Origin of the sequence: Streptomyces durbertensis, from assembly GCF_014156695.1 — a bacterium.
Lineage (GTDB): Bacteria > Actinomycetota > Actinomycetes > Streptomycetales > Streptomycetaceae > Streptomyces > Streptomyces durbertensis.
Genome location: NZ_WMLF01000717.1, coordinates 1 through 1515, shown reverse-complemented (window position 1 = coordinate 1515; position 1515 = coordinate 1). Strand labels below are relative to the sequence as shown.

At 75.6% G+C, this 1515-nt stretch carries 1 protein-coding gene and 1 pseudogene; one reads left to right on the top strand and one right to left on the bottom strand.

The window, feature by feature from the left end:
- Nucleotides 1-656: pseudogene (locus GL263_RS26220) on the bottom strand (hypothetical protein); the annotation flags it as partial.
- Nucleotides 657-792: 136 nt separating this feature from the next.
- Between GL263_RS26220 and GL263_RS26215 the strand changes: the two are divergent.
- The coding region (locus GL263_RS26215) for a hypothetical protein (protein ID WP_182858221.1) at nt 793-1515 on the top strand (723 nt) is incomplete at its 3' end.

Here is a 1515-nt window from a genome sequence, read left to right as displayed (position 1 = left end):
GTGCGGGGGTGGTGAGCGGTGCTGTCGCGGCGCGCCGGCGCGGGAACAGGGGCGGGCTCCGGCGCGCGAGCCCGTTCGTCCGCCGGCGTGGCCCGCGTGTGCGCGCCTGGCGAGTCGCCGGCCCCGGCGGTGCCGGCCGCGGACAGCGCGGCCAGCCGTGCCTCCAGCTCCCGGCAGCGAGCGGTGGCCCGTGCGAGGTCGTCCCGTGCCCAGGCCAACTCGGCGTCCAGCTGTTCGGGGTGCTCGGACGAGCGCCCGTGCCGGGCTCGCTGCTCGGTCAGCCGGGCGACGCGCAGTCTCGCCGACTCACGGACCCGGCGCGTCGCGTGCAGTCTCTCCCACACCCCTCGCGGACCGTGGACCTCGGCGTCGACGAGTCGCACGCAGGGGCGGTACCAGCGCTGGAGCCGGGCCCGGTATCCGGCGGCGGCGTCCTGGCCGTGCTGGACGGCGGCGTCCTGGAGCAGCGCCTCCACGATGTCCCACGGCGGTACCTCCACGCCGTCCAGGCAGGCCGCGACGCCCCTCGGGTCGCGACGGCGGAAGACGGCGTACCAGCCCTGGTCGACGTCGAGCCCGGCGGTCAGCGCCCGCAGCTCCGCCTTGAACTCACGGATCGGACCGGATGGTTGGCGCGTGCCGGAGCCCTCATGCATGCCGCCATCACAGCAGGCGCGTGTTACGCCTGGTGTTACGTCGAGGCTACGCGGCGTTACATCCAGCTCCCACCGGGCCACCTCGGCCCGTCGGAGGTCTCGATCCGGCCGCCCGGGCCGGATAGGCTCCCGCCCCATGGACGAGACGCTGCGCGAACTGCTGTTCGCGCTGGCCGGACTGGCCGCCGGGGCCGCAGCGGGCTGGTGGCTGCGCGGCATGTTGCGGCGCCGGAGGCAACGCAGGCGCCAGCGGTTCCTCGGTCTGCCGGCGCACGCCGAGTGCCTGATGGTCGTCGGCCCCGGCGGCGGTGAGGGCGAGGACGTCGCCCGCGACGACGTGTTCGCGCTCCTGGAGTTGGCCGCGCTGGTCGCCGACTGCGGCGCGCGCAGCCAGGTGGTCGCGGCCGACAGCGCACCCCAGGGCTTCGGCGAGCGCACCGAGTTCTGCGTCGGCGGCCCCGTGTCGAACCGCCGTGTGGCGGCCCACCTCCGGTCGCTGCTGCCCGGCGTGGTGGTCAGCGCGGACGCCGAGGACGGCCGGCTGCGCGGCACCTTCGCGGTCGGCTCGGAACGCTACCGGGTGGACGGGGGCGCGGCCGAGTACGTCCTGCTCGCCCGGCTCACCGCCGGTGAGGGCAACCGTCCGGTCTTCCTCGTCTGCGGCCAGCGCCCGGTGACCCACCAGGCGGCGACCCGCTACCTGGTCCGGCAACTCCCCCGGCTCCTCCGCCGGCACGGCCCCGACGGCACGTTCTGCCTGCTGCTGAAGGTCGTCAACTCGCACGCCTACGGCCCCGACGTGGTCGAACTCGTCGCCGACGTCACCGATGCCGCCACCGCCGAGCCCACGAGACCTCAG